Source organism: Sphingobacteriales bacterium (assembly GCA_016706405.1).
Lineage (GTDB): Bacteria > Bacteroidota > Bacteroidia > Chitinophagales > UBA2359 > BJ6.
The window spans coordinates 713,967-738,102 of sequence record JADJJT010000003.1 but is presented as its reverse complement, the minus strand read 5'-3'; the positions used below and the strand labels follow the sequence as shown (position 1 = coordinate 738,102).

At 40.7% G+C, this 24,136-nt stretch carries 19 protein-coding genes and 3 pseudogenes; 11 read left to right on the top strand and 11 right to left on the bottom strand.

Annotated features, from left to right (window positions below; genetic code table 11):
* The first annotated feature begins 27 nt into the window (after positions 1–27).
* Both IPI59_14830 and IPI59_14825 read left to right on the top strand, forming a co-directional pair.
* Positions 28–342: a hypothetical protein gene (locus IPI59_14830; GenBank protein ID MBK7528780.1), complete on the top strand. Its 315-nt coding sequence runs from the start codon at positions 28–30 to the stop codon at positions 340–342.
* 544 nt (positions 343–886) lie between these two features.
* Positions 887–2,332, top strand: a pseudogene (locus IPI59_14825) (cysteine--tRNA ligase).
* A 78-nt stretch (positions 2,333–2,410) separates the two neighbouring features.
* On the opposite strand, the gene IPI59_14820 reads toward IPI59_14825, so the two are convergent.
* A complete protein-coding gene (locus tag IPI59_14820) occupies positions 2,411–3,358 on the bottom strand; it encodes a DUF4249 domain-containing protein (GenBank protein ID MBK7528779.1) in 948 nt (315 codons plus the stop codon).
* A 248-nt stretch (positions 3,359–3,606) separates the two neighbouring features.
* Here IPI59_14820 and IPI59_14815 point away from each other — a divergent pair, with 248 nt between their 5' ends.
* Both IPI59_14815 and IPI59_14810 read left to right on the top strand, forming a co-directional pair.
* Positions 3,607–5,361 carry a T9SS type A sorting domain-containing protein gene (locus IPI59_14815; protein MBK7528778.1) on the top strand — a complete coding sequence of 585 codons (1,755 nt, stop codon included), beginning with the start codon at positions 3,607–3,609 and terminating at the stop codon, positions 5,359–5,361.
* 122 nt (positions 5,362–5,483) lie between these two features.
* Positions 5,484–6,473 carry a polyprenyl synthetase family protein gene (locus IPI59_14810; GenBank protein ID MBK7528777.1) on the top strand — a complete coding sequence of 330 codons (990 nt, stop codon included), beginning with the start codon at positions 5,484–5,486 and terminating at the stop codon, positions 6,471–6,473.
* A 32-nt stretch (positions 6,474–6,505) separates the two neighbouring features.
* Here IPI59_14810 and IPI59_14805 read toward each other — a convergent pair whose 3' ends face one another.
* The 3 genes from IPI59_14805 to IPI59_14795 all read right to left on the bottom strand — a co-directional run bounded on the left by IPI59_14805 (position 6,506) and on the right by IPI59_14795 (position 8,377).
* Positions 6,506–7,291, bottom strand: coding sequence for an enoyl-CoA hydratase/isomerase family protein (locus tag IPI59_14805; protein MBK7528776.1), 786 nt, complete (start codon positions 7,289–7,291; stop codon positions 6,506–6,508).
* Between the two features lie 121 nt (positions 7,292–7,412).
* The gene (locus tag IPI59_14800; GenBank protein MBK7528775.1) at positions 7,413–7,742 is read right to left on the bottom strand and encodes a hypothetical protein; all 330 of its coding nucleotides are present in this window, start codon (positions 7,740–7,742) and stop codon (positions 7,413–7,415) included.
* Positions 7,694–8,377 (bottom strand): hypothetical protein, encoded by a 684-nt coding sequence (locus IPI59_14795; protein ID MBK7528774.1) that lies wholly within the window; start codon positions 8,375–8,377, stop codon positions 7,694–7,696. Before IPI59_14795 ends, IPI59_14800 begins: the two co-directional genes overlap by 49 nt.
* Positions 8,378–8,623: 246 nt before the next feature.
* Here IPI59_14795 and IPI59_14790 point away from each other — a divergent pair.
* The 4 genes and pseudogenes from IPI59_14790 (at position 8,624) to bshB1 (ending at position 14,789) form a co-directional block, all read left to right on the top strand.
* Positions 8,624–9,392, top strand: a pseudogene (locus IPI59_14790) (IS5 family transposase).
* A gap of 297 nt (positions 9,393–9,689) precedes the next feature.
* Entirely contained in the window at positions 9,690–13,376 is a 3,687-nt protein-coding gene (locus tag IPI59_14785; protein MBK7528773.1) for a T9SS type A sorting domain-containing protein, read from the top strand.
* A gap of 145 nt (positions 13,377–13,521) precedes the next feature.
* Positions 13,522–14,004, top strand: coding sequence for a hypothetical protein (locus IPI59_14780; protein MBK7528772.1), 483 nt, complete (start codon positions 13,522–13,524; stop codon positions 14,002–14,004).
* Positions 14,005–14,048: 44 nt separating this feature from the next.
* On the top strand, positions 14,049–14,789 hold the full coding sequence (bshB1, locus tag IPI59_14775; protein MBK7528771.1) for a bacillithiol biosynthesis deacetylase BshB1: 741 nt from the start codon (positions 14,049–14,051) through the stop codon (positions 14,787–14,789).
* A 99-nt stretch (positions 14,790–14,888) separates the two neighbouring features.
* Here the strand turns inward: bshB1 and IPI59_14770 are convergent, their stop codons facing one another.
* The 6 genes from IPI59_14770 to IPI59_14745 form a co-directional block, all read right to left on the bottom strand.
* Positions 14,889–15,671 carry a methyltransferase domain-containing protein gene (locus tag IPI59_14770; protein ID MBK7528770.1) on the bottom strand — a complete coding sequence of 261 codons (783 nt, stop codon included), beginning with the start codon at positions 15,669–15,671 and terminating at the stop codon, positions 14,889–14,891.
* Between the two features lie 111 nt (positions 15,672–15,782).
* Complete coding sequence (locus IPI59_14765) at positions 15,783–16,016, bottom strand: hypothetical protein (protein MBK7528769.1); 234 nt, start codon at positions 16,014–16,016, stop codon at positions 15,783–15,785.
* 32 nt (positions 16,017–16,048) lie between these two features.
* A complete protein-coding gene (rfbA, locus tag IPI59_14760; GenBank protein MBK7528768.1) occupies positions 16,049–16,924 on the bottom strand; it encodes a glucose-1-phosphate thymidylyltransferase RfbA in 876 nt (291 codons plus the stop codon).
* 268 nt (positions 16,925–17,192) lie between these two features.
* The gene (locus IPI59_14755) at positions 17,193–18,635 is read right to left on the bottom strand and encodes an aldehyde dehydrogenase (protein MBK7528767.1); all 1,443 of its coding nucleotides are present in this window, start codon (positions 18,633–18,635) and stop codon (positions 17,193–17,195) included.
* A gap of 127 nt (positions 18,636–18,762) precedes the next feature.
* Positions 18,763–20,073, bottom strand: a complete 1,311-nt coding sequence (gene rseP, locus IPI59_14750; protein MBK7528766.1) for an RIP metalloprotease RseP — start codon at positions 20,071–20,073, stop codon at positions 18,763–18,765.
* Between the two features lie 197 nt (positions 20,074–20,270).
* Positions 20,271–21,779: a GH3 auxin-responsive promoter family protein gene (locus IPI59_14745; protein ID MBK7528765.1), complete on the bottom strand. Its 1,509-nt coding sequence runs from the start codon at positions 21,777–21,779 to the stop codon at positions 20,271–20,273.
* A 157-nt stretch (positions 21,780–21,936) separates the two neighbouring features.
* Here IPI59_14745 and IPI59_14740 point away from each other — a divergent pair, with 157 nt between their 5' ends.
* Both IPI59_14740 and IPI59_14735 read left to right on the top strand, forming a co-directional pair.
* Positions 21,937–22,101: a transposase family protein gene (locus IPI59_14740; GenBank protein ID MBK7528764.1), complete on the top strand. Its 165-nt coding sequence runs from the start codon at positions 21,937–21,939 to the stop codon at positions 22,099–22,101.
* 8 nt (positions 22,102–22,109) lie between these two features.
* Positions 22,110–22,232 (top strand): transposase family protein, encoded by a 123-nt coding sequence (locus IPI59_14735; GenBank protein ID MBK7528763.1) that lies wholly within the window; start codon positions 22,110–22,112, stop codon positions 22,230–22,232.
* A 3-nt stretch (positions 22,233–22,235) separates the two neighbouring features.
* Here IPI59_14735 and IPI59_14730 read toward each other — a convergent pair.
* Positions 22,236–23,001: pseudogene (locus tag IPI59_14730) on the bottom strand (IS5 family transposase).
* 255 nt (positions 23,002–23,256) lie between these two features.
* On the opposite strand from IPI59_14730, the gene IPI59_14725 reads away from it, so the two are divergent.
* The gene (locus tag IPI59_14725) at positions 23,257–23,970 is read left to right on the top strand and encodes an ISAs1 family transposase (GenBank protein ID MBK7528762.1); all 714 of its coding nucleotides are present in this window, start codon (positions 23,257–23,259) and stop codon (positions 23,968–23,970) included.
* Positions 23,971–24,136: the final 166 nt, after the last annotated feature.

Here is a 24,136-nt window from a genome sequence, read left to right as displayed (position 1 = left end):
TAAAAATTATGAAGCAACACAAAAACAATGCGTTGTTTCAATACAGCGCACGCCTTGTTGGTAAATCAACCAACACATTATTCACTTTTACATATATTGGAGAGGGGGTATAAATTCATTTTATATATGTTGTTGTTTTTTCTTGGTTTTGTGGGTGGCAGCCTTGTGGCAAAGGGGCAACCGACATTTATAACCGAAATAACTGTTTCGCCTAAAGACCTAAGCCCTGCTCAATACGCAATATATCAACAATTACTTACCCAAAACACGCTCGCCCCTCCATCAAATTTATTGAACTGGCAAACCTTGCCGATGCCCAGCAAAACGGATGGCTCAGTTTAAATATTCCGGGTAAAAATTGTACTGCACAAGTTCAAGCAAAGTATGTTGCCTCATCTGACCAAACAAACGACTTTTATTGGTATGGCGTGGTTATAGGCGATTTTTATAGCATGTTGGTGCAAGATAGCATAGCCGATTTTATTTAATACCAAATTAATAGATGACTAATGAACAACGCACCCACAGGCGTGTATGTGTATAGGCTCGCCTACACCAACCATTTATCCGGATTAACTGAAACAACAAAACACAATATTACCTTGTTGTGGTAACCCAGCCTTTGGTAACAGATACCCCTGCAAAAAGAATATTTTTTTTGCAGGGGGATTTTTTTTCTTTTTCATCCGGAAAAAACAAGATTAGCGTGAATAAAACCTTGTAAAGCCCATAACCCGTTTAAGAAGTGGTATTGCCATTTTGCCGTATCTTTGCAGCTTGTTTTTTATTTTCATAAAATATGTATGCGCAATACTGAACTTACTATTTACAACACCTTATCCGGACAAAAGAGAAGTTTGCCCCTTTAAAAGCGGGATTTGTGGGCATGTACGTGTGTATCTACAGTTTACAATTATGTTCATTTGGGTAATTGCCGAACCTTTGTATTTTTTGACGTACTGTATCGTTACCTAAAACATATCGGTTACAAAGTGCGTTTTGTGCGCAATATTACCGATGTTGGCCACCTTGAAAACGAGGCTGCCGACTCGGGCGAGGATAGAATTGGCAAAAAAGCCCGCTTAGAGCAATTAGAGCCGATGGAAGTGGTGCAAAAATACAGCAACAATTTTCATGATGTAATGGATTTGCTAAACGTAAGCCGGCCAAGCATTGAGCCAACAGCATCGGGGCATATACCCGAGCAAATTGCCATGGTACAACAAATAATTGATAACGGTTTTGCCTACGAAGCTAAAGGCTCGGTGTATTTTGATGTGCCAAAATATGCCGAATATTTAAAAAGTCATCCGGATAAACCCATGTACGGCCAATTATCGGGAAAAATTTTAGAAGATTTAATTGCCGCTCTCGCGATTTAGACGGTCAAGACGATAAAAAATCGCCGACAGATTTTGCTATCTGGATAAAACAGCCCGTTGAACATATTATGCGTTGGAAATCGCCTTGGGCGAAGGCACCCCCGGATGGCATTTGGAATGCTCGGTAATGAGTCAAAAATATTTAGGCGAGGTTTTCGATATACATGGCGGCGGAATGGATTTAAAATTTCCGCATCACGAGGCCGAAATAGCGCAAAGCATTGGCTGCTGTGGCAATAGCCCGGTACAATATTGGATGCACTCGAATATGCTGACGGTTAATGGCACAAAAATGAGCAAGTCGTTGGGCAACTCTTTTTTACCTGCCGAACTATTTGCCGGCGACCATCCGGTGTTAGAGCAAGCCTACTCGCCCATGACTTTGCGCTGCTTTTTTATGACGGCGCACTACCGCAGCACGGTCGATTTTACCAATAAAGGTTTGCAAGATGCCGAAAAAGGCTACAAACGCTTAATGGAAAGCCTCCGATTGTTAGACGGCTTAAAACACCCGGGAAACGAAATTGCCACCAATATTGAAGCCGATTTGGCCGCCCGCCAAATTTGTGCCGATTGCTACACCCATATTAACGACGATTTTAATACCGCTCGCGTACTTGCCGATTTGTACGAAATAGCCAGTATTATAAATCGCCTTCACAACCAACAACTGCCCCTTGATGCCTTAGCACAAAACACTTTTGAAGAGCTGGCCAATACTTACCGCGCTTTTTTGTTGGATGTGTTGGGTTTAAAAGATGAAACAGCCGCAGCATCGACATCGTCAAAAAATGCCAGCCTAACCAATGGCCTTATGGATTTGGTGCTGCAAATTAGAGCCGAAGCGCGCGCGCAAAGATTGGGCAACCAGCGATATTATTCGCAATAAACTTGCCGAATTGCAAATTACGGTTAAAGATGGCAAAGATGGTACAACTTGGACAAGTTAGTTAGTTCATTCATTAATTTATCCGGAATTAATTAATTGACATTATTTTATTTATCTATATAAACGTCAATTTCGCTGCCTACACAATATCGGTAAATGTACCCAGCCCGTTTTTTACATTATGTTTTATATTAACGGGGGCTCCCATAGGGCCATTTGAATTGGCACTATACTCGAGCGTATTTAGAAAGAGGTAATTAGCATAATCAATGGTGCAAAATTTTACTTTAAGCGTATCTCCTATTTTGCAGTAGCCAAAAGTATCCGGATCTATTTCGTCGCTGCTGTTGCGTGCCTCGGCTTTATTTGCCGGAAAGAAAAATGATTTTCCGTTTATAAATAAATCATCAGAAACCGAACTAAAATTGGTTAAATACCCTTGGTTGTTGTAGTTAGTAAACAAGCGATAATAATTTCCCAAAGTGTCGGGGTCTTTAAACTGAATTAAAACGCGGCGCAGCGAGTCGGCATATTTAGGGTCTTTGTGCTTTTCGAGCCAAAAACTATCAATGGCCACCGGATAGGGGATAGTGGTAAGGCTTGTTAAGGTATCGCCTTCTTGCGTGTAAATATTAAGCGTGTATGTTTTGCCGTTTTCACCTTTTAAGGTTGGATTTGGACTAAATTCGGCATAAACACAAAGGTCAAATCCAGACGGAAGCGAATCAATAGTAATACCAAATTGTTTGGCTAATAATTCTTGCTCAAAATCTGATAATTTTGACCAACAAATTTCGGGCATGGTAACTTGCTTTTCCCCATCCGATACTACCACAACGGCATTATGCACATAGTTTGCAGCATATTGGGTGGCGGTAATTTGCCCAAAGTACGGGAAATTCCGGTTTAATACAACAGTAGGCTGCCCATTTGTTTCAATCCTAGCCTCAACCACAATTTTGGGCTCAGGTGGGGGTATATCTAAAATAATTTCTTTTTCGCAATTGGTTAGTATTAGCAAGGCTAAAATTCCGGTTACAAACAAAAATACTTGTTGGCTGCGCTTCATACAACTAATAGTTTTCACGTCAATCTTTTAAGAACAAAAAAAATGTATTTGCTAAAACAAAAATTAAACTATTAGGTTTACAATATCTATAACGCCGCGCTATTTTTTTTAAGTACATTAAAATTAAATAATTTTTAGCAAACTTGCTTATAATTGTAAGTTTTAGTTTTTTTCTTTCTTTTCTTTAAGTATTTGGCAAAACTCCCTATCTTTGCGAGGTCTTAATTTTATCTGCATTAAATTTTTTAATTAAATTAATACGCTTTATGAAAAATCTATACTTCCTTTTTCTTTTGTTAACAAGCTCTGTTTTGGCTTTTGCCCAAGGCCCCGGAAAAAAAGTTACTTTCCAGCTTGACCTTTCAAACGAGCAAGCCGCCGATGTGGTTTCGGTAGCCGGTAATTTTCAAAAAGCTGCCGGTTTTGAAAACGACTGGGCACCTGGAATAACCGTTTTAAAAGACGACAACTGCGATTTTATTTACGAAATAACCGTTGAACTGCCCCCCGGCGCGTATGAATACAAATACATAAACGGCGATGCTTGGGGTGAAGATGAGGCTGTTCCAACCGACTGTGCAACCGGAGGAAACCGCACTTTTCAGGTTGCCTCACTTGCCGATGTAACACTTGGTCCCGATTGTTTTGCCGGATGCGGTGTTTGCATGAGCACCATGCCTGTAACCGTACCCGTAACCCTTCGTTGCGACTTATCTTTACAAACCCCTGCCGCAAAAGTTTCGGTAGCGGGTGGCTTCCAAAAAGCCGCAGGCTTCCCTAACGACTGGGAGCCCGGTGCTGTTTTAATGACCGACGACGATGGCGATAAAATTTATGAGGTAAATTTAGAATTGCCGCCCATGTCTTGCTTTGAATACAAATTTATTAACGGCGATGCTTGGGGCGCAGATGAAGGTGTTCCCGGAGAATGTGCTAGCAATGGCAACCGTTTGATGCGAATATCGAACAAGGGCTTAGATATGTCCCCCGTTTGCTTTGGAACTTGTGCCGCATGTCCTACAAATATTGACACCATTAATGTAACTTTTCAGGTTGATATGACTAACGCAAAAGATGTAAGTCTGGTTAGCGTAGCTGGTAGTTTTCAGGCTGCTGCCGGATACCCCGGCAACTGGCAACCCGGCCAAACCATTATGACCGATGACGATGGCGACAAAATTTATACAATCACCGTTAAATTACCCGAAGGTACATACGCCTACAAATTTATTAACGGCGATGCCTGGGGTAAAGACGAAGCTGTTCCTTCGGCATGTAGTGTTAGCAATAACCGCGAAGTAGTGGTTAAAGGCCCCAACGATATGGTAATACCAGTTGTATGTTTTGCCACCTGCGAGCCTGTTTGCCCCGAAATTTTGCCCGCCGTTGATGTTACTTTTAGCGTTGATATATTAAACAGTGACGAAATTTACAACACTTCGGGCTTGTTTGTTGCCGGCGCATTTACCGACCCCGCCTGGCAAAAAAATATTATTCAAATGACCGATGGCGATGGCGATGGCGTTTATTCGGCAACAGTAAAAGTTGTGCCCGGCGAATACCAATACAAATATTACAACGGCACTAACGGCGACCCCGGCAGCGATGAATTTGCCGAAATCTATAAAGATACCCCCAAAGATTGTTTAGTTGAAAATGGCTTAGGTGGTTACAACCGCCTGTTAAATATTGTAGGCGCAAAAGATCCTGTATCGGTTCCTACCTATATTTACGATAAATGTGCTCTTTCAACTGTGGGTATTAACAATGCTCCGGCGTTTATGCAATTTAGTTTGTTGCCCAACCCAAGTTTTGATCTAACCGTTTTAAGCTTTAACAATTACAACGCTGCTAATTATATAGTTTCGGTAAGTAATTTATTAGGCCAAACCGTTCAAATTCATCAAACAACAGGCAAACAAGTTTCAATTGATACCGCCCATTTGCCAAACGGTTTATATTTGGTAACTTTAACTAACACACAAGGACAGCAAGTAAGTAGCAAACTAATAGTTAACTAAACCTGCCTTTTTTAGAACAATTTTAAATACTCCGGATGGTAAGTTTATGCTCCATCCGGAGTATTTTTATGCGCATTTATATCGAGCATTAGCTACCTTTGCGAGTAAAATACATACTTAATATGAGCAACTTATACGCCGATCTTTTAACGAAATTCAATCAGTATTTACACGAGGTAAACCTTCAAAACAAACAACCATCCGGATTATATGCCCCAGCCCACTATTTAATGCAATTAGGTGGGAAGCGCGTACGACCCTTACTTTGTTTCTCCGGATGCTTATTAGCTGGGGGTAATATTCAACAAGTTATGCCCGCCGCATTTGGCATTGAGGCTTTTCATAATTTTACCCTGGCCCATGACGATATTATGGACGACTCGCCACTGCGGCGCGGACAACCCACACTGCACGAAAAATTCAATTTAAATACTGCCATACTGTCGGGCGATTTATTGTTTGCCTTGGCTTATCAACAAATTTGCCAATGCCCTGATGCCATTTTACCCCACGTTACAAGGGCGTTTAACCATGCAGCCATAGGCGTTTGCGAAGGCCAGCAATACGATGTTGATTTTGAAACCCTGCCTATTGAAGCTGTAACAGTACCGCAATATATAAATATGATTCGGCTAAAAACTGCGGTGCTATTAGGTGCAAGTTTTGAGATAGGAGCCCTTTACGGCGGTGCAACACCCGAACAAGCCCGCTTGCTATACCATTACGGCGAACTGACGGGTATTGCTTTTCAAATTATTGACGATATTTTAGACGTATATGGCGATGCCGCTGTTTTTGGCAAACGCCCTGCCGGCGATATTATCCGGAATAAAAAAACTGTATTGTTATTACATACCGCTCAAACCCTGCCACCACCACAACAAAAGGCATTACTGCAATGGCTGTCGCATCAACCAACTGACGACCCTCAAAAAATTGAAGCCATCACCGAACTATTTCAGCAGGCAGGTGCAAGGCAGTACGCGCAGCAAATTGCCGATGATTATTACCAGCAGGCCCAAACCTATTTGCAACAATTTAATACAACTAATTACGAAGCCTTAACCCAATTACAAGGCTTTATGGAGGCATTGCGCACTCGCGAACAATAAATAGCTAAGAATATTTGCGTCCAAATACAATATTAATTTCCGGAAAAATTAGGTTTCCGTTTTTCAACAAACGCAGCCATTCCTTCTTTTTGGTCGTTGCTGGCAAAAGTCAAGTAGAAATTTTTACGTTCAAAGAGCAAGCCTTCGTCTAAGGTTGAATTAAAGGCCTGCAATACGCTTTCTTTGGCCAACTGTACGGCAACAGGAGATAGCTCGGCAATTTGTGAAGCCAATTTTACAGCTTCGGCTAAGTACAATTCGATGGGTACGACGCGGTTAATTAATTGTGCGGCAAGTGCTTCGTGGGCAGAAATGAAGCGGCCAGTAAGTACCATTTCCATAGCTAATGCTTTGCCAACAGCTCGCGTTAGGCGTTGTGTGCCACCTGCGCCGGGCATGGTGCCAATTTTAATTTCGGGCTGACCAAATTTAGCTGTTTCGCTGGCTACTAGCATATCGCAGTGCATTGCCAACTCGCAACCCCCACCCAAGGCAAAGCCCGATACGGCGCCAATAATAGGTTTTTTTGTTTTTTTAATTTGGTCCCAAGTGGTAAACTGGTCGATTTTTTGCATATCAATTGCCGATTTTCCGGCCATTTGTTTTATGTCGGCCCCGGCGGCAAATGCCTTTTCATCGCCCGACAAAACGATACACCGCACCGAGCCATCAGCATCTAATAATTTTAGGGTGTCGCGCAATTCGGCCATCAACTCTAAACACAAGGCGTTTAATACATCGGGGCGATTTAGCTGAATATGGGCAACGCCGGGGGCAATGGCTAAGTTAAGTTTTAAATATTGTAAGGTTGGGTACATAACTAAAAATATAAAATAACAGACACAAGATCTATTTGTTTAGATTGAAACAGGGCAAATTTAGGCCAAACCTAAACCTTAGTTTGATGATGTTTTTTTGAAGGCAACGAGAAAATTAATTTTATTTTACCCGGAACTTGAAGGTAAAACTGCCCATTTGAATTTCGGGCGCATCTGCAGAAGGGCTGAACTTAGCCTTTTTAGCGGCGGTAATAGCCTTGGCTACAAGACCTCCGCTAATATAAGTCGAGCCTTGTGAGTTGTATTGGGCATCAATAACATTTCCTTGCCTGTCCACCCTAATACGAAGCACCAAAGTGCCAACTTCTTGTGAATCATCGCTAATTGGTGGCGATGTGGTTAGCTCGCGGCCACCCAAATTAAAGCCAATATCGCCAGTACCTATGCCGTTGCTGTTTGAGCCTGCGCGGGGAATATTACTATTTCCCATTGGGCTGCCTTCATCGCCGGTTTTGCCAGGTGTATTGCCCTGCGAACCCGTTTTTTTGCCCTTTTTTGACTGGAAAAGCGAGCCGGCCTCCAATTCGGGATTTGCCGGGGCATTATTGTTGGTGTTGTTTGTTGAACTACCCTGCGTGTTGGTATTGTTGGGGGGGTATTTGAATTATTGTTTGCCGGCTGGTCTTCATTAGGTTGGTTTTCGGTTGCCGGCTTGGTTTTGCTTGGTTGGGGGGTAGCTGAAGGTAAAACGGGTGCTTCGGGTTCGTTGCTGTTTAATAGCTCTTCGTTTTGCATTGGGTTTTCGGTTATGGTGGTATTGGTTTGGGCGGCGGGCATTTGTTGGTTAGCAGCAATATCGGCGGCGGTAATATTGAGTTGAGCGTTGGCTACGGGCATATCAATAAAAGGTTGTTCGTTGCCAAAACCAGTTTCGTTTTCAAACCCAAAATTAAGCGCTACACCTCCTTCTTCGTTTTTAGTGGGCAATTGAAACTTAAACAAAAAAGCAAAAATTAACAATAAAAGCAAATGCCACAAAAGCGTTGCCGCCAATGCCTCGGGCGATATTTTTTGCTCGGGTGCCGCTGGTAATGGTGTGTTTGATGCAGGTGTGGTAGTGTTCATGGTCAATGCAAATAAAATAACTAATGTTAGCTGCCCTTTTGCCTACAAAATTACCTAAACTTTTTGATCTAAACAGGAATTGGATAAAAAAATATTTTAAGAGACTGTCTAAAAATTAAAAATTGGCATGCCAGTCCTAAAAATTGATAGGAAAAAAGTTATTAAAAGAGATGTGAATAAAAGACTATCAGTTTGACGTTTAAATAATAATTCATAGCTTTATGAAAATCAAACACATAAAGTAAAATGAAAACCTACCCAAGCAGTCTCACCGATAGTCAATGGAGTGCAATATTAGGCATTTTAGACGACAAACGGAAACGAAAACACAGTTTAAGAGAAATTTTTAATGCGCTGTTCTATTTGCTTAAAACTGGCTGTCAATGGCGCATGCTGCCGTTCCATTTTCCGTCATGGAAGCTTGTTTACTACTATTTTACCAAGTGGAAGAAGGATGGGACGATAGAACTCATCCATGAAATACTCAGGGATAAGACTCGAAAGCAAGCAGGCAGGGCTTCATCGCCAAGTGTTGGTATAATTGATAGCCAGAGCGTAAAGACAACAAGCGTCGGAGGCTTGTGCAGAGGGATTGACGGGGGTAAAAAAGTTAAAGGCAGAAAGCGGCATATTATTGTAGATACAATGGGACTACTTTTAGCGGTTGTGGTTCATGCGGCAAATGAGCATGACAGTAAATCAGCCCCAATGGTTATAGCTGACCTCAGAGGCAGGTTTTGCAGATTGGTAAAGATAGTAGCTGATGGCGGGTATAGAGGCGAGTTAATTGAAAATACCCGCAAAACGTTTGGGTGGGTGGTTGAGGTTGTAAGTAGATCGAATACAGCCTCGAAATTCGAAGTATTGCCAAAAAGATGGATTGTTGAAAGAACTTTTTGCATGGCTCGAAAGCTATCGAAGATTGAGTAAAGACTTTGAGTTCCAAACCGAAACGAGCCAGACAATGATCCAACTTGCCATGATAAAATTGATGCTTAATAGAATTAGAAAATAAAATTTAGACAGGCTCTAAATCTAAAGTACACTCGCCTACAATACTCCGAAAAAATTAATGCTTAAAAGCTATATGTCAATTAGAAATTTTATAATTTTTTAGCTTGAAGGTTTATTTTTATACCTGTGTTTTAGTCCGAAATATGATTGTTTAAGCAACGCAGCGTTTGTTTTTACAGTTTAATAGAGTACAGGCTAAATTCCGGAGTTCTTTTACTTAAAAAAACCCTTCCGGATATAATTTTTTTTGCCTACCTTAGCACGTTATTTTATAAATTCTTTCTTACTCGTTTTATTTATGATATTGCGTTTCTCCTTATTGCCAGTTTTATTTGCGGCTGCTTTATTGCTTTTTTTGGCAACAGCTTCGGTTAATATAGCTGCTCAGCCATGCACTATTTTTTTAGATAATTTAAACAATAATATTAGTCCACCAAGTGGCGCAACGATTTGCGACAATGAGCCATTAATATTACCCCCGCTTGAATTTATTCCGGGTGGTGCTATGCCTAATCCGGCTGTTATGTGGGCTATTTACAGTTGCCAGCCCGAAAGCACCGACCCCAGTATTGATGCCTGCAATACTTTGAATGTAATTGTATCGAACAGCGATGGCCCTGTTTACAATGACGGCACCGGCGACCTTAGTTTGGCCGGCCTTTTTACGGGCAACGAACCCAGTATAACCATTGTAATTGTGCCCTTACTTACCCCCGATGCCGACGGCTCGTTAAATTACGATAGCGATTGCACCGGAATTGACCCCAATTTTGACTACCCAACTTATACCATTTTAAACTCGGCGCAAAACCCAATTTTATGTAATCCTAACTGCAACGGTAGTTTTGTGTTTAACGATGAATGTGCCGGCGCACAAGTTTTTGACATCCAAAACCCTGTTGCTATAAACATGCCTTTCTCGAACGAGTGCGCAAGTGCTATTAATTCTGACCCCGCCGGCGATTGCTTTTTTGACAACGACCCTTATTTGCATACGGTTTGGTTTAGTTTTACCGGCACAGGCGGCACTTATAATATTATTACCAAAAATTGCCCTGGCTCGGTAACGCCTCAGCTTTCAGATACCCAAATGGCCATATACAAAGGCAATAGCTGTGGCGACTATCAACTTTTGGCTTGCGACGACAATACTACATTGGGCACAACCTATGCCGGAGTAAATAATTTTGTAACCGAACCTGGCGTAACCTATTATATTATTGTTGATGGGTACGACACCAATGTGGGCGAGTTTTGTTTTGACGTTGCCGAAGTAAGTCCGCCGCCTTGCGAAGATACATCCGGAACAGGAAATTTGGAAACAATAAATCCAATTTGCCAACAAGACATGTTTACCGTAACGGTATCCGGAAATAATACCTCTTCGGAATATATCACCAAAATATTGGTTTATACAGCCGACTCTCCCGAAACATTAGTAGGCGTTTACGATGTTGGAAGCATCTCGGCAGCCGATTTTGCCCCCGGACAATATAAATTGGTAGTGATTAATTACGCCTTAGAAGTAGAATCGGATATCGCCGACTGTTTAAAACCGGGCGCATCAATTTTATGTGCAGCATTAAACAACGATTGCGTATCGCTAAGTAATGTATCCGGAATTTTGACGGTACTTGACCCCACCGACCCACTGTGTACGGGTTGTTTAGCAGATGCTGGTCTGGGGCAAAATGCTATGATTACAGAATGTGTTGGCTTTATGGGCAACTTTATCATTGCCGACGACAATAATGACCCTCTTTATGCCACAAAAATAATTGTGATAGATAATAGCACGAACACTATTCTTGTTATAGCTAACGAAGGCGAGACTATTGCCTTCGACACACCCGGACAATTTGCCATTTTTGCGGTTAATTACTTAAAAGCCGATGAAGGCAAATTGTTAGATTTAATTGAAATAGGTGGCTTTATGACCAAACTTGAGAGTGCAATTTTGGAAAACTTGTTGTGTGCAGATACAGTTCAGTATGTTGTTATTGAAATAACCAACTGCTGCAATGCTAATTTTGGTACACCAACCTTGCTTACCAACGCAGTAGTTTGCCCCCCTGACTCGCCCGCAGGCCAAGAAATTGTTATTGCGGCAACCGGTGCCAGCGAAACCGATTACACCACCTTGTATCTTGTATCAAATGGCGCACCATTATACACGCAACAAACCTATTCATTAACTGGCGATGGTATTGTTTTACCCGAAGGAACATGGTTTATTCATACAATTAACGTCTTAAACACCGATCTGCCGACTGTTACTAATGCCTTAGATGGCGGCGCATCGGCTTTGGATTTGATGGACTTAATAAATGGCGGGCTTTGTGCCGTACTTGATTTGGCCGGAGTTGAGGTAACTGTTGAGCCGGGTAATAGTTACGACTGCCTATTGTGCTCGGAAGTGGCTTTAGATATTACCACCCTAGATGCTTCCGCCTATTGCAATGATGCCGTAATTAATATTGAAGCTATGGCTACCCCCTTAGTTACCGATGGCGACTACCTAACTGTATTTATTGTAGTGCCACAAGGCGGAGATGCTATTACTGCTACCTCAACCGCTATTGCCGCACCATTTAGTAACGCTGTGCTGAACCTTGCCGATTTAGGCTTAATTACCGGAAATTACACCGTCCATACCTTTACTTATTATATAGACAACCAAACCGATATTGAACCACTTATTGCCCCCGGCGCTTCAATTACCGACCTTATTGCGGCAATTGATGCCAAAACATGGTGCGCCTATTTAGATAAGACCGGCGCCGCATTTGAAATCCTCGACCCCACCTCGCCCGACTGCACAACTGTTGATTGCGAAGCTAATATTGGGCAAATTTTTCCAGTTGACCCCATTGTAACCTGCGATGCTGGTATCTTTGGTTTTACCGCCGATGGTGATAATACAAATGGCTATTCAACCTATTACCTATTTACAAAAGACAACCAAATTTTAGAAATAAGTACTTTGGGCGAATTTGAATACCCCGCCGAATCCGGAATGTACGCAATTTATGGTATTAACTTTAAGTCCGGAGAGGAAGCTATAATACTTGCGCTTACAAATATTGACGACTTAGATAATTTGCCCGATTTTTGTTATGCTATGGGCTTGGGTAACGCTGTAGTTGTTACAAGTTTAAACGTTTTGGACGAATCAACTTACAATTATGATACAGACGATTTTACTATTACCCTGTTAGTAAAAGGTGGCGTTGAGACGAACGGATATACTGTAATTTTTAATAACGATACAAGCTTTGAAATAGCAAGTCCGGATAGTATTCTTTCTATTAAGAGCGTGCCCAATAAATCGGTAAATACCGTCGAAGTTATTAATAATATTACCGGATGCACCCAAACCCTAACTATTCAACTTAGCGCCGTACTGCCCATTAATTTATTAAGTTTTGAAGGGGTAGCTCAACCAAAAGGCAATTTACTGCAATGGCAAACCGCTACCGAAACTCAGGTAACAGCCTATCAAATAAATCGTTTAAATGCACAAGGGCAATGGTCGCTAATTGGTAGCCTGCCTGTGAACGGAAACAGCACAACACAACGCAACTATCAGTTGTTTGATGCCAACCCCAATAATGGTGTTAATTATTACCAATTGGTAGCCATTGACAACGATGGAAAATATCAAAATTTAGCCACAAATCAGGTTGAGCGCGCAAATAGTAATTACCTTATGCAATTAGCTTTTCAACAGGTTTGTCCGGTACCATTTGCCAATGTGTTAAATGTCGATTTTACAATAGACAATACATCATTTGACAAAGGTAATACAATGGTTGAGGTTAATTTATACGATATTTCCGGACGTAAGGTTTATAGTCGTCAGCTAACCGCTCAACATTCCGGATTAAATAGTTTACAAATACCCACTCAACAGTTGGCAAGTGGCATTTACACCTTATCTGTCAGTAATGCCCAAACAACCATCGTTCAAAAAGTTGTAAAGTAAGCGGCTAAAATTGATTTATTAATTTTATTGTCTTATTTGCTCGCTTTTATGATAAGCACAAACGCACTAAATAATGAACTAGTGCGTTTGTGCATTTTGTTGTATCATCTCACCTCTTTTTTTATTTTTTAATTTGTTTTTACCCATGAGCAAATTTCCGTTCTTAGCAACCACCCATTTTACCCTGCCAAAGCAAATTCCCGAACAAGCTTTATTACAATATTTAAACGATTGGGTCGCCAAACACCGGCCAAGTTCGCAAACCCAACATGGTAATACTACTCAGTTTACCAACGCAGTTTACCGCTTGGGTATTGATAGGCGTTACCCGCAACTGCGCTCGTTTAGTTGGGGAAGTATTGCTTTAAAACCTAACTCCGATGGGCATTGGTTGGTAGAGTTTGAAGGAAAAATTACCCGGATTTGGGTGCAAATAGCCATTATTACTACCTTATTTGTAGTGATGGGCTTAGTTAAAGGAGATTTATCGGCTACTTTTTGGCTAATTATTGTTGCTATTTTGTTGCTAATGGGTGCAATGCGCTTGTATGGCGCTTTTGGTATCTTCCCAATGTATTTTAAAACTTTGCAACACGATATTCTGACTCATTTTAACTATAATAAATAATATTAAAGTATTAGCACTCGGATAAACATAGGCAATTAAATAAAATGAGCTTTGCAATACAAAAATTAGATATCTTGGCTTTCGGGGCGCATCCGGATGATATAGAACTTAGCTGCGCCGGCACCCTAATGGCTGCCATAGCCCAAGGCAAAAAAGTAGGTGTGGTTGATTTAACAAAAGGCGAATTAGGAACACGTGGCACCCCCGAGTTGCGTCTTGAAGAAGCCACGAAAGCTGCTGCTATTATTGGGTTAAATATCCGGATAAATTTAGGCTTTGCCGATGGTTTTTTTGCCCACGATGCCACCCACCAGTTAGGAATCATTCAAGTTATAAGGGCGTATCAACCCGATATTGTTTTGGCCAACGCTATTGACGACCGCCACCCCGACCATGCCAAGGGGGCAAAATTAGTAGCCGATGCTTGCTTTTTATCCGGATTGCGCAAAATTACTACCACAGACATCAACGGGCAAGCCCAACCTGCGTGGCGACCTCAAGCCGTTTATCACTATATACAGGATAAATTAATGGTGCCCCATTTTGTTGTGGATATATCGGCATTTATTAATCAAAAAATGGCAGCCATTACTGCTTATGCCTCGCAGTTTTACAACCCAAATCCTAACGACCCTGAACCAGCAACTTATATATCGGATAAAAACTTTTTAGAGCGGGTAAAAAATCGCAATGCCGACTTTGGTAAACCTTGCGGCTTTGATTTTGCCGAAGGCTTTATCGCAAACCGTTACGTAGGTGTAACTGATTTGTTTGCCTTGATATAACGACGAAAAGAAAAAAGCGCTTCTCTTTGCCCAGCTAAAAACCGAAACAGGGTAGGGGAGAGGGCAAAATAAAATTCGATTTAAAGCCTACCTGAATAATTAAAATTGGGCAGCTAAAAGTATGCGTTTAAAGGGGTAAAACACCGGGTTGTTTGGGTAGTAAGCCTCTAAAATATTGAGGTACTGTGATTTGAATGACGCTACTAATTCATCGGGCAAGCGTTCAAAATAGGGCACCAAAGCAGTACCCATTGCCCAGTTAAAAAGGTCGGTAGCATTATTTAGGGTGTGTGGGTATATTTTTTCGTAAATAGTTATTTGGGTAGCCCCGCAATCGTGTAATAATTGTGCGTATTGCTCGGTTTTTAGTACTGGGGCCTTGCGAACAAAACCATTTAACGCTTTGTGGTAGGGCATTTGCGAGGCTAAATGTTGTATGGCTAAATGGGTAATATGGTTGTGGTTCGAGGGCATTTGAGCAATTAACTGCCCGCCATTTTTATTTATTTTGGCTATGATTTTGGCCAGTGTATCAACATGATTTTCGACCCATTGCAGGGCAGCATTTGAAAAAATAAGGTCGTAGGTATTATTTCCGGATAAAAAAGCCTCAATAGGCATCAATTCAAAATGCAACTTGTCGGTTTTATATTCGTTGGTGCGCAATAGCATTTCAGGCGAGCTATCAATGCCTGTTATATGGCAATCGGGCAAATGTTGGGCTAACAAGTGAGTTAGTTCGCCGGTACCGCACCCTAAGTCCATAATTTGTGCCTGTTGTTGCTGGGGTTTTACAATAGGTTTAATAAGGGCAAGTAAATCGTAAAACGGGGCGTAACGCTCGGTTTTAAACTGGTTATATTGGTCGGGGCTCCAGGGCATAAGCAGCAGGTAATTTAGGTTATAAAAAAATGTATTGGCGCTGTGGTTGATTGAACTTGCGTAAAGATAATTAGCAATTTTGTATTTACAGTATTTTAAGTGATAGCTGGTTTAATCTTTTACTTCTTCGTACTCAATGTACTCGCCGCCACGTTTTGAAGTGGAGGCTTTGGTTTGGCTGTTATTCGTTGGTTTAGATTGATTGTAATAGTTTTGTTGGGCATTTAGTTGTTCTTCTACCTGGGCTTTTATTTTATTATGAAGCCGGTAGATTGGCAGTATGTATTTGGTTGTTATTTTATATAAAATATACAAAATTAAAAGGACAACAACAAATTTAAACATGACGAGTATTGATTTTGTTTTTAATTGTAAATTTAAACAGGTAATGATGTGTTGGCAATTTCGACCAAATAATTGCCGTAGCCACTTTTTAGCAAAGGTTGTGCGAGTTGTAATAATTGTTTGGCGTTAATAAATCCTTTCCGGAAAGCCACCTCTTCTATGCAGCCAATTTTTAGCCCTTGCCTTGTTTCAATTACTTGTACAAACTGACTTGCCTGCATCAACGAGTCAAAAGTACCAGTGTCGAGCCATGCTGTGCCGCGGTCGAGGGTAATTACGCGCAGGTCGCCGCGTTGTAGGTAGGCGCGGTTTACATCGGTTATTTCGTATTCGCCGCGTGCCGATGGTTTAAGGTTTTTTGCAATTTCAATTACATCGTTATCATAAAAATATAATCCGGGAACGGCATAGTTTGAGCGCGGTTTTTCGGGTTTTTCTTCAATGGATATAGCTTTGTAATTGCCGTCAAACTCAACTACGCCATACCTTTCTGGGTCAGAGACGTGATAGGCAAATATTACACCTCCGTTAATTTGGGCGGTTTGTTCGAGTTGTTTTTCAAAGGCAGTTCCATAAAAAATATTATCGCCTAAAACTAAAGCCACACGGTCGTTACCTATAAATTGCTGGCCTAATACAAAGGCTTGCGCCAAGCCGTTGGGCTTATGCTGCTCCATATAGCTAAAATGGCAGCCTAATTGTTGGCCATCGCCCAATAAGGTTTTAAATAGTGGTAGGTGTTCGGGGGTCGAAATTATCAATATCTCATTGATACCCGCCAACATAAGTGTCGAAAGCGGGTAGTAAATCATGGGTTTGTCGTATATGGGTATTACTTGTTTGCTTAATACGTATGTTATGGGGTGCAAACGGGTGCCTAGGCCTCCGGCTAAAATAATGCCTTTCACGCGAGGAAATAGTTAATTAAAAAAACAAATTAATTACAATAAAATAATGAATTGAAGTGATAAACTTAATATTTAATCTGAGGGTATGATAACTAAATAGTTATTTCAGGCTTAAATAGTTCCTTAATCCGGAAAAAATAATAGCTAGATTCTTTAAAATATCCGGATAAAATTTAAAAAAAAATGACGGTTAATTTTTTTGTGTATATACTTAAAATATTTATACTTCAATTCAAAGTCTTGATGAGTGCTTACTTAAAGCGAAATATTATAAAGTCCATTTAAGCATTTTTTTTACTAATTTAAGTGGTAATTTATAAGGGGGGTAGCGCATCCATGGGTCAAAATTAGTGGCGTGGTTTATATAACCTTTTTGGTTGGTAAACATTTGGTAAGTTTGTTTGCCGCCATAATTGCCCATACCGCTTTCGCCTACGCCGCCAAACGGCAGGGCATCGTTGCCAAAATGTATGACGGTATCGTTTATGCAACCGCCGCCGGCCGGTATATCGTTTAATAACTGGTTGCTGATTTGGGTGTTTTCGGTAAAAAAGTAGGCCGACAGTGGTTTGGGAAACTGGTTAACAAAGGCAACGGCTTCGTCTAAATTTTTGTAAGTAAAAATAGGCAAAATGGGGCCAAAAATTTCCTCTTGCATCAGTGGCGCGTTAGGTGTTAGTCCCTCAACTAAAGTTGGACTAATATATAGGTTAGCGTAGTCGGTATGGCCGCCATAAATAATGCCTTCGGTTGGCAGCATTTTTGCCAAGCGTAAAAAATTGCGTTCGTTTATGATACGGCAATAGTCTGGACTTTTTTGCGCGTCTTCTCCGTATTGTTTTTGAATGGCAGCTATTAAATATTGAACGAATTCGTTTTTAACCGCTTCGTGAACCAGTAAATAGTCGGGGGCAATGCAGGTTTGCCCACCGTTTATAAATTTACCCCAAACTATGCGTTTTGCTGCAACAGGCAAGTTGGCATCGCGGTGTACAATGACTGGGCTTTTGCCACCAAGTTCTAAAACAACCGGCGTTAGGTGTTTGGCGGCTGCCTGATAAACAATTTTACCTACTTTCGAGCTTCCGGTAAAAAAAATGAAATCCCATTTATGCTGTAATAAGCTACTTGCTACGTTGGGGCCGCCCTCAAAAACGGCTACAAAATATTCGGGGAAAGTTTCGCGCAACAAATTAGCTACTACGGCGCTGGTTTTTGTTGCTAACTCGCTGGGTTTTACGACAATGGTATTTCCTCCGGATATTGCCCCAATAATAGGGCGTAACATTAATAAAACGGGGTAGTTCCAAGGGCCAATAATAAGTACCTGCCCTAATGGTTCGCGGTAAATAAAACTATTGCTTTTAAAAAAAAACAGAGGAGTTTTTACAGGGGTAGGCTTAGCCCACTGCGCCAATTTTTTAATGAAACGGTCAATTTCTATTATAACCAAACCAATTTCTAAGGCATACGATTCGAAATTTGGTTTATTATAGTCGGTTTTTTGTGCGTTTAGCAGTTCTTGTTCGTATTTTAAAACAGCGGCACGCAGTTTTTTTAATTGTGCTATTCTAAAATCGAGGGTTTTGGTTACGCCGGTATTAAAAAAGTCGAGTTGTTTTCGCTTAATTTCGGCGATTGTTGTTTCGGTAACGGTGTCATTTGATTCAAAATCGGTATTGGTTATAACGGCGGTGCTTGTTTGTATCATTTATTATTGTTTGGAGGTGTTTTTGTTGTTCTTTATGATATAAGCTTTGAATGGAAGCTTATAATTTGTTTCCGGATAAGATATAATCCGGCAAGCAGTTACGTTATTATTTCTTATTGTTTTCAGGCTATCGGGTAAAAATTTTGTAAATATCGTTGCCAAAGGCAAAAACCATCAGAGCCATTACTAGAACAAAACCCACTATCTGCGCTTTTTCAAGGATATGCTCGGGTACTTTGCGACCCATTACCGCTTCGATGCCCAAAAATACAATATGACCGCCATCGAGGGCTGGTATGGGCAATAGATTCATAAAAGCCAACACCAATGAAAGCATGGCAGTTATGCTCCAAAATCGGCTCCAATCCCATTCACTGCCATAAATTTGGGCTATGCCAATGGGGCTGGCTAAGTTTTCGCGAACGTTAATATCGCCTTTGAACATTTTGCCAATACTTAATGCCTGACCAATCAATAAGTCCCAGCCATCAGAAATGCCATAGCCAAAAGCGCTGCCTATGGTGTATGGTTTTTTGGAGTAGCCGGCTTCGTAATCCGGAATAAAACCCAATTTGCCTGCTGTATCAACTTGGGCTGTAATTGACAAAGGTTTGCCCTCGCGTAAAATTTCAAGTTGAACCGAACTGTTTTTGTATTGAGCCAAAGAGTCTCTGAATGGTAAAAACCTGCCTACCGCATGGCCTTGTAGTTTGGTTATTTCGTCGCCTTGTTTTAAACCGGCTTTATCGGCTCCGAGGTCGGGGGCAATTTGGCTGATGACAGTTTTTTGAGGCAGGGGGGCAATAAATCCGGCTTTAAGTTTATTTGCAAAATCGGGTGGTGTTTGTATTATTTGTTTTTGACCGTTGCGTTCAACCTCAAAACTGCCGTTTAACATAACTCTAAAGGTTTTGGCATCGTTAAAACGTTCAGGGGTTGAACCGTTAATGCTTATTATTTTATCGCCATTTTTAAAGCCTATTTCTTCGGCGGCCGGCAAAGCGTAAATACCTTCTTTGTTAATTTCGGTCATTGGTATATATTCAGCTCTGTAATGTTTGGTTATAAATACAAACAGCATAAAACCCAAAATTAGGTTCATAACAATGCCGGCTATCATTACTATAAAACGTTGCCATATTGGTTTAGCTCTAAACTCCCATGGTTCGGGTTCTTTTTGAAGGTCTTTTGCGCTTTGCGTTTCATCTATCATGCCCGAAATTTGCACATAGCCGCCCAAGGGTAGCCAGCCAATGCCATACTCGGTATCTCCTACTTTTTTGCTCCAAAGTTTTTTCCCCCAGGCATCAAAAAAAATAAAAAACTTAGGTACACGCATGCCAAATAATTTAGCGGTAATAAAATGGCCAAACTCGTGTATGGCGACTAAAATTGTTAGCGCCAAAATTAACTGCGCGGCCATTACTAACTGATCCATAATTTTATAAGGTTTTTTGTCAGTATATCAATCAAAAAAATGATATAATTAATAAGAATTTAGAATGAAATTATAATAAAATAGAAAAAAACAAAAATTGAGCTGCAAAGTTCCATGTTTTTGTTTGTAAATAAATGGATTAAACATAATTTAACCAAAACGATACTTTTGCCTAATGGTGCTTACTACTTTTTTACTCAATTAATTGCGTAAAAAAGATAGCTGTTTAACTGATTCACAAGGCTGCGGTCGTTGGCCAGCCGGGGCACTTTGTTTTGCCCGCCTAATTTACCTATTGATTTCATGTACTGTTGAAAAGCACCTTTAACCAACGGGCGTATTTTTAGGCATTGCAAAATATTGCCTCGGCGCAGGTCGGCGTAATACACATTTTTTGCTTGCAGGGTTTCATCTATTTCGCGGGCAAACTGTTGTAAATCTTGTGGGTGGTTGTTTCCAAACTCAACATACCACTCGTGGTAGGGGGGTTCGTTGTGGGTTTCAATTTGTGGTGCAACAGTAAATTCGGTAACTGCAATTTGTTGGTGGTTGGCAGCCGTTAAAATTGCGGCCTCTACTTCTTCGCCAATCACGTGTTCGCCAAACGCCGAAATAAAATGTTTAACTCTGCCCGTTACTAAAACGCGGTAAGGATTTAGCTCGGTAAATTTTACCGTATCTCCTAAATTGTAGCTCCAAAGTCCGGCGTTTGTAGTAATTATTACGGCGTAGTTGGTGTCTAAACTAACTTCGTGAAGTCGTAGTCTTGTTGGATTTGGATTAAAAATTTCGGCAATTGGAATAAACTCGTAAAAAATTCCGGCATTAACATTTAGCAACAACGACAAATCAGCTTGCGATGTTTGATAGGCAAAAAAACCTTCGCTTGCCGGATAGGTGCCAATCATTGCTACTGTTTTGCCAATAGTAGTTTCTAATTTGGGGCGATATGGTTCAAAATTAACGCCACCATGCACCAAAAGATTAAAATTTGGGAAAATATCTTTTATGGGTCGGTTAAATTTATCTACCAATCTGTCAAAATACATTTGTACCCATGGCGGAATGCCGCTAATTAGGGTCATATCTTGGTTGGCAGTTTCTTCTACGATGTAGTCTAACTTTGTTTCCCAATCTTCAATACAATTGGTTTCGAAACTTGGCAGGCGGTTGTGTTGTAAGTATTTTGGCACATGATTTTGCACAATACCCGACAAGCGGCCTATTTGAATTTTATTTTTAACGGCTAATTTTGGGCTTCCGGATAAAAAAATCATTTTTCCGGAAACGAAATCGGCATTTCCGGTATCTCTTATATGAAACAGCAAGGCCATTTTTGCGCCATCTATATGGTTTCCTATGCTATCGGCGGTAACCGGTATATATTTTACCCCCGATGTTGTACCGCTTGTTTTGGCAAAATAAAGAGGCAAGCCACGCCATAAAATGTTTCGTTCGCCGTTTTTTACTCTTTCAATATAGTGTTTTATAGCTTCATAGTCGGTTATTGGTACTTGTTTGGCAAAACTATCGTATTTTAAATTGGGTGTTAAGTGGTGGTCTTTCCCAAAAATTGTTCGGCTACCCCAAAAAAGTAGTTCTTCAAAAATATTTTTTTGACATTGTCTTGCCCGTCGCGCGTCGTGTAAGGCGCGTTCGGTTGCCCACATTGCATAGGGTTTGGCTATGATTGATTTTATAGACACGCTGCAAAGTTAGCAATTTTTAAACAAGTAAATAATATAAGATTGGCTTAAAAATAACACCGTCGAAAAAAAGAAGTTAAAAAATTGCTTCTCAGTTGATTGGCAGGTTAAACGCATTAAAAATAAAAGAAAGCCAGATAGGAATTATTTTTGCGGCATGGAAACAATTAAATTTTTCGCCGAAGTAAAGGATTTTCGTATAAACCGCAAGAAGTTGTATAGCCTGCCTGAGATATTGCTTATTAGTTTATGTGCAGTGGTAAGTGGTGCGGAGGATTTTGAGGAAATAGCCGAGTATGGTCGTCAAAATTGTCTTTTTTAAAGACATTTATGGAATTACCCAACGGCATTCCCTCTCACGACACTTTCAACCGAGTATTTCAGCACTTAGACAAAGATGCGTTTTCGTCAAGTTTATATCGTTGGTCGAAGGAACTTTTAGAGCCTGTCTAAATTTTATTTTCTAATTCTATTAAGCATCAATTTTATCATGGCAAGTTGGATCATTGTCTGGCTCGTTTCGGTTTGGAACTCAAAGTCTTTACTCAATCTTCGATAGCTTTCGAGCCATGCAAAAGTTCTTTCAACAATCCATCTTTTTGGCAATACTTCGAATTTCGAGGCTGTATTCGATCTACTTACAACCTCAACCACCCACCCAAACGTTTTGCGGGTATTTTCAATTAACTCGCCTCTATACCCGCCATCAGCTACTATCTTTACCAATCTGCAAAACCTGCCTCTGAGGTCAGCTATAACCATTGGGGCTGATTTACTGTCATGCTCATTTGCCGCATGAACCACAACCGCTAAAAGTAGTCCCATTGTATCTACAATAATATGCCGCTTTCTGCCTTTAACTTTTTACCCCCGTCAATCCCTCTGCACAAGCCTCCGACGCTTGTTGTCTTTACGCTCTGGCTATCAATTATACCAACACTTGGCGATGAAGCCCTGCCTGCTTGCTTCGAGTCTTATCCCTGAGTATTTCATGGATGAGTTCTATCTTCCCATCCTTCTTCCACTTGGTAAAATAGTAGTAAACAAGCTTCCATGACGGAAAATGGAACGGCAGCATGCGCCATTGACAGCCAGTTTTAAGCAAATAGAACAGCGCATTAAAAATTTCTCTTAAACTGTGTTTTCGTTTCCGTTTGTCGTCTAAAATGCCTAATATTGCACTCCATTGACTATCGGTGAGACTGCTTGGGTAGGTTTTCATTTTACTTTATGTGTTTGATTTTCATAAAGCTATGAATTATTATTTAAACGTCAAACTGATAGTCTTTTATTCACATCTCTTTTAATAACTTTTTTCCTATCAATTTTTAGGACTGGCATGCCAATTTTTAATTTTTAGACAGTCTCTTAGGTTTTTTAGCCGACAAACAGGTCTGTATTGATGGCAAGGTTTTATGCGGAACCGACCGTTCAGGGTCAAAAAAAAGCGGTATATGCATTGTAACTGCTTGGGCGTGTGAGCAGCGTTTGGTGTTGGGGCAGCAAAAAGGTGGCAGCAAAGAGCAACGAAAAGACGGCAATCCCCGAACTTTTGGATGCTCTCGAACTGGCAGGCAGCATAGTTAGTATAGATGCCATTGCTTGTCAGCCCCATATAGCCGAGCAAATCCGTAATAAAAAGGCAGATTATGTACTGGCACTGAAAAAGAACCAAGGTGTTTTGTTTGAAGAAACCGTCAGCCGATTTTCATCATTAGCTGCTCAACTGCCAAGTTTCGAAAAAGTGGAGTACAACGGCGGACGCATCGAAAAACGCACCTGTACGGTGCTAAATCAATTGTTTTTTGTCGATTCGGCTGCAAAATTCAAGGATTGCCAATCAATTATTCGTATTATTGCCGAGCGAACTTTGAAAACCAACCCGAAAAAAACTACTCAGGAAGTTCGCTATTACCTCACCAGTCTCGATATAAGTCCACAAAACGCTTTGACAATTTGCCGAAACCATTGGGTATTGAAAACAACCTACACCTGGATGCTCGATGTTGTCTTTAATGAAGACCATAATCGTAGCAGAACCAAATATGCTGCTGAAAACTTTGCTACTCTCAGAAAAATAGCCCTACAAATCTTAACCCAAAATGACGACAAAAACAGTATTAAAAAACGAAGACACATCGCCGCTTGGAACGATATGTATCTCCTCAAATTAATCCAACCACTATTTTAATGCGTTTAACCTGGTTGATTGGTTTAAATTCTGTGTTTTACAAATATAGGCGTAACTTTGTGGGTACGCATTGTATTATTTTTAAAGTTTAAAGTTTTGAAAATTTTTATCCGGATTTTTATTGTTGCGACTTATTTTTTAGCTTTTCAAACTGCTTGTTTCTGGC

Bases quoted from the DNA above. Each gene is read 5' to 3' on its own strand.
- IPI59_14830 (MBK7528780.1), top strand. From the start codon at position 28: ATGCGTTGTTTCAATACAGCGCACGCCTTGTTGGTAAATCAACCAACA.
- IPI59_14815 (MBK7528778.1), top strand. From the start codon at position 3,607: ATGAAAAATCTATACTTCCTTTTTCTTTTGTTAACAAGCTCTGTTTTG.
- IPI59_14810 (MBK7528777.1), top strand. From the start codon at position 5,484: ATGAGCAACTTATACGCCGATCTTTTAACGAAATTCAATCAGTATTTA.
- IPI59_14805 (MBK7528776.1), bottom strand. From the start codon at position 7,291: ATGTACCCAACCTTACAATATTTAAAACTTAACTTAGCCATTGCCCCC.
- IPI59_14800 (MBK7528775.1), bottom strand. From the start codon at position 7,742: ATGGGAAATAGTAATATTCCCCGCGCAGGCTCAAACAGCAACGGCATA.
- IPI59_14795 (MBK7528774.1), bottom strand. From the start codon at position 8,377: ATGAACACTACCACACCTGCATCAAACACACCATTACCAGCGGCACCC.
- IPI59_14785 (MBK7528773.1), top strand. From the start codon at position 9,690: ATGATATTGCGTTTCTCCTTATTGCCAGTTTTATTTGCGGCTGCTTTA.
- IPI59_14780 (MBK7528772.1), top strand. From the start codon at position 13,522: ATGAGCAAATTTCCGTTCTTAGCAACCACCCATTTTACCCTGCCAAAG.
- bshB1 (MBK7528771.1), top strand. From the start codon at position 14,049: ATGAGCTTTGCAATACAAAAATTAGATATCTTGGCTTTCGGGGCGCAT.
- IPI59_14770 (MBK7528770.1), bottom strand. From the start codon at position 15,671: ATGCCCTGGAGCCCCGACCAATATAACCAGTTTAAAACCGAGCGTTAC.
- IPI59_14765 (MBK7528769.1), bottom strand. From the start codon at position 16,016: ATGTTTAAATTTGTTGTTGTCCTTTTAATTTTGTATATTTTATATAAA.
- IPI59_14755 (MBK7528767.1), bottom strand. From the start codon at position 18,635: ATGATACAAACAAGCACCGCCGTTATAACCAATACCGATTTTGAATCA.
- rseP (MBK7528766.1), bottom strand. From the start codon at position 20,073: ATGGATCAGTTAGTAATGGCCGCGCAGTTAATTTTGGCGCTAACAATT.
- IPI59_14740 (MBK7528764.1), top strand. From the start codon at position 21,937: ATGGAAACAATTAAATTTTTCGCCGAAGTAAAGGATTTTCGTATAAAC.
- IPI59_14735 (MBK7528763.1), top strand. From the start codon at position 22,110: ATGGAATTACCCAACGGCATTCCCTCTCACGACACTTTCAACCGAGTA.